The organism is Citrobacter sp. Colony219 (assembly GCF_019382635.1).
In the GTDB taxonomy this organism is placed as follows: Bacteria; Pseudomonadota; Gammaproteobacteria; order Enterobacterales; family Enterobacteriaceae; genus Citrobacter; species Citrobacter youngae.
The window spans coordinates 527,988-534,501 of the sequence record NZ_CP080033.1 but is presented as its reverse complement, the minus strand read 5'-3'; the positions used below and the strand labels follow the sequence as shown (position 1 = coordinate 534,501).

Genomic DNA, 6,514 nt, shown 5'->3' with positions numbered 1-6,514 from the left:
CTTTTCATTTCTTATTACGGAGAAATGAAACAGTGTGTCGTTTCAATTTTCAGCTTGATCCAGATTTTTAAAGAGCAAAACTTCGCAGTGAACCTTTTCAGGTACACTCTGAAGTTTTCTTGTGTTTTTGCAGTAAAGATGGTGGAGCTATGCGGGATCGAACCGCAGACCTCCTGCGTGCAAAGCAGGCGCTCTCCCAGCTGAGCTATAACCCCATCGTAAATGCTAGTCTCTGTACCCTAATTCGGTGTCGGGCAAGGCGTGGTGACACGAAGCATACTGAAGTATGCGAGCGTCGCCGCAACGCAGCACGGCAGCGAATTTGGTAGGCCTGAGTGGACTTGAACCACCGACCTCACCCTTATCAGGGGTGCGCTCTAACCACCTGAGCTACAAGCCTGCAGAGATTTTCTTACTGCTAATTTTCATCAGACAATCTGTGTGAGCACTACAAAGAACGTTTCTTTAAGGTAAGGAGGTGATCCAACCGCAGGTTCCCCTACGGTTACCTTGTTACGACTTCACCCCAGTCATGAATCACAAAGTGGTAAGCGCCCTCCCGAAGGTTAAGCTACCTACTTCTTTTGCAACCCACTCCCATGGTGTGACGGGCGGTGTGTACAAGGCCCGGGAACGTATTCACCGTGGCATTCTGATCCACGATTACTAGCGATTCCGACTTCATGGAGTCGAGTTGCAGACTCCAATCCGGACTACGACGCACTTTATGAGGTCCGCTTGCTCTCGCGAGGTCGCTTCTCTTTGTATGCGCCATTGTAGCACGTGTGTAGCCCTACTCGTAAGGGCCATGATGACTTGACGTCATCCCCACCTTCCTCCAGTTTATCACTGGCAGTCTCCTTTGAGTTCCCGACCGAATCGCTGGCAACAAAGGATAAGGGTTGCGCTCGTTGCGGGACTTAACCCAACATTTCACAACACGAGCTGACGACAGCCATGCAGCACCTGTCTCACGGTTCCCGAAGGCACCAAGCCATCTCTGGCAAGTTCCGTGGATGTCAAGAGTAGGTAAGGTTCTTCGCGTTGCATCGAATTAAACCACATGCTCCACCGCTTGTGCGGGCCCCCGTCAATTCATTTGAGTTTTAACCTTGCGGCCGTACTCCCCAGGCGGTCGACTTAACGCGTTAGCTCCGGAAGCCACGCCTCAAGGGCACAACCTCCAAGTCGACATCGTTTACGGCGTGGACTACCAGGGTATCTAATCCTGTTTGCTCCCCACGCTTTCGCACCTGAGCGTCAGTCTTTGTCCAGGGGGCCGCCTTCGCCACCGGTATTCCTCCAGATCTCTACGCATTTCACCGCTACACCTGGAATTCTACCCCCCTCTACAAGACTCTAGCCTGCCAGTTTCGGATGCAGTTCCCAGGTTGAGCCCGGGGATTTCACATCCGACTTGACAGACCGCCTGCGTGCGCTTTACGCCCAGTAATTCCGATTAACGCTTGCACCCTCCGTATTACCGCGGCTGCTGGCACGGAGTTAGCCGGTGCTTCTTCTGCGAGTAACGTCAATCACTAAGGTTATTAACCTTAATGCCTTCCTCCTCGCTGAAAGTACTTTACAACCCGAAGGCCTTCTTCATACACGCGGCATGGCTGCATCAGGCTTGCGCCCATTGTGCAATATTCCCCACTGCTGCCTCCCGTAGGAGTCTGGACCGTGTCTCAGTTCCAGTGTGGCTGGTCATCCTCTCAGACCAGCTAGGGATCGTCGCCTAGGTGAGCCGTTACCCCACCTACTAGCTAATCCCATCTGGGCACATCCGATGGCAAGAGGCCCGAAGGTCCCCCTCTTTGGTCTTGCGACATTATGCGGTATTAGCTACCGTTTCCAGTAGTTATCCCCCTCCATCGGGCAGTTTCCCAGACATTACTCACCCGTCCGCCACTCGTCACCCAAGGAGCAAGCTCCTCTGTGCTACCGTTCGACTTGCATGTGTTAGGCCTGCCGCCAGCGTTCAATCTGAGCCATGATCAAACTCTTCAATTTAAGTTTGATGCTCGTGAATTAAACTTCGTAATGAATTACGTATGTTCACTCAGAGACTTGGTATTCATTTTTCGTCTTGCGACGTTAAGAATCCGTATCTTCGAGTGCCCACACAGATTGTCTGATAAATTGTTAAAGAGCAGTTGCGACGCGCTTTAGCGCTCTGTCGCGAGGTCCCGTATATTACGTTTTCCTCATTCAGAGTCAAGCATTTATTTTTGCTTTTCTCCGCTGACCCGGCGGCGTGTAATCCGTTGTTCCGTGTCAGTGGAGGCGCATTATAGGGAGTTATTTCAGGCTGACAAGGGGAAATTTAAAATAATTCTCCGAGTGCGTATTTTTTCACCAAAACAGACTAAATTGCCAGTTTTTCGAGCGTTTTGAAGCCATAGCGCTGCAACACTGGCAATAATTGTTCAGCCTCTGTTGTCATTGCCATGCAAAATGCCACATTCTCATCGGCCGATTTTGCATCTGGCGCTTCGTGTTCTAATAACCAGGCCGTTCGACGCGCAATCGCAGCACCAGAATCCACCAGCCTCGTCCCCTCGGGCAGGACCTGTAAAAGCTCTTCCTGTAATAGAGGGAAATGGGTGCATCCAAGGACCACCGTATCAGGAGGTTCCGACATCCGCAGCCACGGTCTCAGAATACGGCGCAGCTCTTCCAGAGAAACTGTTTCGCCGTGCAGCTTCGCTTCTGCCAGCTCCACCAACTCAGCGGATCCCAACATCGCTATCTGACACTCGTTAGCAAAGCGCGTAATCAATTCGTGTGTGTACGAGCGTTTCACCGTCGCGCGCGTCGCCAGTAGCCCCACAATACCATTCGCCGTGAGCCGCGCCGCGGGTTTAATCGCAGGCACCACACCGACAACCGGAAAAGCGAACTTTTCACGTAATGCCGGGAGTGACACCGTGCTGGCGGTATTGCATGCGATAACCGCGAGTGCGAGGGGATATCGTTGCTGAACTGCAGTCACAATCTCAACAACACGCTCAACGATAAACTCTTCGCTTTTCTCACCATAAGGAAAGGCGACGTTATCGAAAGCATATATATAGTGGAGATCCGGCAGGAGATTCCGGATCTCATTGTAGACCGACAACCCACCGACGCCGGAATCAAACACCAGCACGGTGGGACGTGAATCAGAAGGTGTAGCTGCCAGACAAGGTGTATTCCCGTCCTGCAGTTGGGTAGCCATAAACTGTCTCGTAATCTTTATCGAACAGGTTGGCGATTTTACCACGAACTGTCAGCTGTGAGGTGATCGGATATGACACTGCCAAATCCCACAAACTCACACCGCCCATTTTTACCGGTTGATAAGTAACGTAGTCCGTATCGTATCGCGTCCCCAGATATTGATATGTCAGGCCCCAATCAAAATCATAGACCTGCCAGTCGAGCTGGTATTTCACCTGCTGTTTAGAACGACGAGCCAGTGGCTCGTTGGTAATCGCATTACGCGAATCTACGTAGTCGTAGCTAAGCGTATGCGCCAACGGCCCGGTGTCGAAGTTTGCAGTCGCTTCGATACCTTTAATACGCGCTTTGCCTTCGTTGTAGTACTTTTGAGTGTGGGTGTTGTAGTCGATCATGTCATCGATATCGTTGCGATACCCTGACACGCGCCAGTTAACCCCTGATGTTATCCCTTCAAACGCCCCTTCCCACTGCTTACTCTCTTCGGGATCAAGGTTTGCATTGCCGTAATAGCCATGCAACTGACCCAAATTTGGCGCTTTGTAAGATGTGCCATAGGAGGCAATGAAACGATAGCCTTCGATAAACTCCCATCCGGCACTGGTTTGCCATGTACCATGACGACCAAACTCAGAGTTATCATCACTACGTGCCGCACCTTCGAAGGTGAAGTCACCAAGCTGCTGCAATCCCGTCAAATAGAGGCCAGTATTACGTTGGTCGTAACCGTCCGTAACATACCCAGTGCCTGGTTCCGTAGTTTGCTTTTGCCAGTCCACGCCTGCACCAATGTTACCGTGGCCAACAACTATGCTGTTTGACCACTGAACATTGTATTGCTTCATATCATCTAACGTGGCCGAGGAATCATAGCGGCCATAGTTCGGATCATAGTTGTAGTCTTTACTGTGGCTGTAGCTCGAAACCAGTTGTGACTGAATCAGCTCGCCATTAAAACGTAACCCAGCGTCCCAGCTCTGGCTATACAGCTGTCGGGTATCAAGTAGCGCCGAGCCAGGAGAATAATACGAGTCATAATCTGTGCGGTTATCATAACCATAACCACGAACAAACCCGCTCCATGTCTCGGAGAAGTTGTGCTCCAGTGCGCCATACAGCGTCTTGCTTAAGAAACCGTCTTTATCCGGTTGAGCCTGTGCGCCAGTGCTACCGTAGGCCACGACATCGAAGCCTTTGGTGTAGGCATAATCGCCCATCAACGTGACACGCGTATTTTCGCCAAGCTGTTGTTGGGTTGCGATATCGTAATTTTGATACCCATTGCTTCCCACGCCGGCAGTCAGTTCCGTCCCTGGTTTTTCGCGCGTAGTAATGATATTCACCACGCCGCCAATCGCATCCGAACCATATATAGCGGAACGCGGCCCGCGGATATACTCAATACGTTGCACCAGCGATACCGGGAACTGGCTAAGATCGGCCGAGCCGCTAACTCCCGCTAAATTAAGACGCACACCATCTATCAACACCAGAACATGGCTGGAGTTAGTACCGCGAATAAAAATAGACGAGTTTTGCCCCATACCGCCGCTTTGTGCGATATCAACACCAGGCAAACGACGCAGTACATCGTTTACCGAGGTAGATTGCCAGTGATCGATGTCCTGACGTGTAACGACGGTGATGGGTGCAAGTACTGCACTTAGGGGCTGCTGAAAACGGTTGGCAGTAACGACGAGAGTATCTGGGCTAGCATCCTGCGCCCAACCAGAAGATGCCGCGACGGAAAGCGCCGTCAACAGCAACGATTTTTTAATCATTGTAAAGCATCCACAATATAAGAAGGATGCCGCAGGTCCACCGATAGTACGCGATAGTGAAAACCAGATGCGACGTTAGCCGGCAGGTCTTCGGGCTTGGAAGGTTATTCAGGATACCGAATAAAAAGAAATGAGGACTTCCCACCCACAGGCAGTGTCTGCTTTACGCTCTCATTTCACCTTTCCTTACCGCTGCGCGTCAGCTCCAGATTTACACTGGATTCCCTTTTAACTCACAGGACCGGAAAACGGATGCTACAGTTTGTTACAACCTGGTGTCCAGACCGGATATCACAATATCGGAAATCATCAATAACTGGACATCTGATGAGCAATCCCTACAATCCCCGCGTACTTTTATTTTTCAGGACGCATCATGACCCCCGAACACCTTCCGACAGAACAGTACGACGCCCAGTTAGCTGAGAAAGTGGTGCGTCTGCAGAGCTTAATGACGCCATTTTATGCACAGGCTCCGGAAGTGTTCCGCTCACCGGTTAGCCATTACCGTATGCGTGCCGAGTTCCGTCTGTGGCATGACGGGGACGACCTGTACCACATCATGTTCGACAGCCAAACGAAAAACCGTATTCGCGTCGACAGCTTTCCGGCGGCCAGCGAGCTTATCAATACGCTGATGACGGCAATGATTGCAGGTGTACGCAACAACCACGTCCTGCGCCACAAACTGTTTCAGATTGATTACCTCACCACCCTGAGCGATCAGGCGGTGGTATCGATGCTGTACCATAAAAAGCTGGATGATGAATGGCGTAAGGAAGCCGAAGCGCTGCGGGATGCGCTGCGGGCGCAAAACCTGAACGTGCATTTGATTGGCCGGGCCACCAAAACCAAAATTGAGCTGGACCAGGACTACATTGACGAGCGCTTGCCGGTTGCAGGTAAAGAGATTATCTACCGCCAGGTTGAGAACAGTTTTACCCAGCCGAATGCCGCCATGAATATCCAGATGCTGGAATGGGCAATTGATGTCACCAGAGGATCAAAAGGCGACCTGCTTGAGCTGTACTGCGGTAATGGCAACTTCTCGTTAGCTCTGGCGCAAAACTTCAACCGCGTACTGGCCACCGAAATCGCCAAACCGTCCGTTGCTGCAGCCCAGTACAACATTGCGGCTAACCATATTGATAACGTGCAAATTATTCGTATGGCGGCCGAAGAGTTTACTCAGGCGATGAACGGTGTTCGCGAGTTCAACCGTTTGCAGGGAATCGATCTGAAGAGTTACCAGTGTGAAACCATTTTCGTTGACCCACCGCGCAGCGGTCTGGACAGCGAAACAGAAAAAATGGTGCAGGCGTATCCGCGGATTCTGTACATCTCCTGCAACCCGGAGACGCTGTGTAAGAACCTGGAAACGTTAAGCCAGACGCACAATGTTTCACGTCTGGCGCTGTTCGATCAATTCCCGTATACGCACCATATGGAGTGCGTAGTACTGTTAACGAAGAAGTAAGACTGAACGGAGGCCGGATAAGCACTACCGGTTC

General features: G+C 51.3%; 3 protein-coding genes, 2 tRNA genes, 1 rRNA gene and 1 riboswitch. Of the genes, 1 reads left to right on the top strand and 5 read right to left on the bottom strand.

The window, feature by feature from the left end; translation table 11 throughout:
- Positions 1–139: 139 nt before the first annotated feature.
- From JTI85_RS02395 to btuB, 5 genes are all read right to left on the bottom strand, one after another.
- Positions 140–215, bottom strand: a tRNA-Ala gene (locus JTI85_RS02395).
- A gap of 108 nt (positions 216–323) precedes the next feature.
- Positions 324–400: transfer RNA gene (locus tag JTI85_RS02390), tRNA-Ile, on the bottom strand.
- Between the two features lie 71 nt (positions 401–471).
- Positions 472–2,013 (bottom strand): 16S ribosomal RNA (locus tag JTI85_RS02385).
- Between the two features lie 355 nt (positions 2,014–2,368).
- Positions 2,369–3,220, bottom strand: a complete 852-nt coding sequence (murI, locus tag JTI85_RS02380; protein WP_200045132.1) for a glutamate racemase — start codon at positions 3,218–3,220, stop codon at positions 2,369–2,371.
- Positions 3,165–5,003, bottom strand: coding sequence for a TonB-dependent vitamin B12 receptor BtuB (gene btuB, locus JTI85_RS02375; protein ID WP_219352054.1), 1,839 nt, complete (start codon positions 5,001–5,003; stop codon positions 3,165–3,167). Before btuB ends, murI begins: the two co-directional genes overlap by 56 nt.
- 63 nt (positions 5,004–5,066) lie before the next feature.
- A riboswitch (cobalamin riboswitch) is annotated at positions 5,067–5,264 on the bottom strand.
- Positions 5,265–5,379: 115 nt separating this feature from the next.
- Here btuB and trmA point away from each other — a divergent pair.
- The gene (gene trmA / locus JTI85_RS02370) at positions 5,380–6,480 is read left to right on the top strand and encodes a tRNA (uridine(54)-C5)-methyltransferase TrmA (protein ID WP_219352052.1); all 1,101 of its coding nucleotides are present in this window, start codon (positions 5,380–5,382) and stop codon (positions 6,478–6,480) included.
- Positions 6,481–6,514 lie beyond the last annotated feature (34 nt).

What these genes read in the sequence shown, in the direction of transcription:
- murI (WP_200045132.1), bottom strand. Translation starts at nt 3,220, where the DNA reads ATGGCTACCCAACTGCAGGACGGGAATACACCTTGTCTGGCAGCTACA.
- btuB (WP_219352054.1), bottom strand. Translation starts at nt 5,003, where the DNA reads ATGATTAAAAAATCGTTGCTGTTGACGGCGCTTTCCGTCGCGGCATCT.
- trmA (WP_219352052.1), top strand. Translation starts at nt 5,380, where the DNA reads ATGACCCCCGAACACCTTCCGACAGAACAGTACGACGCCCAGTTAGCT.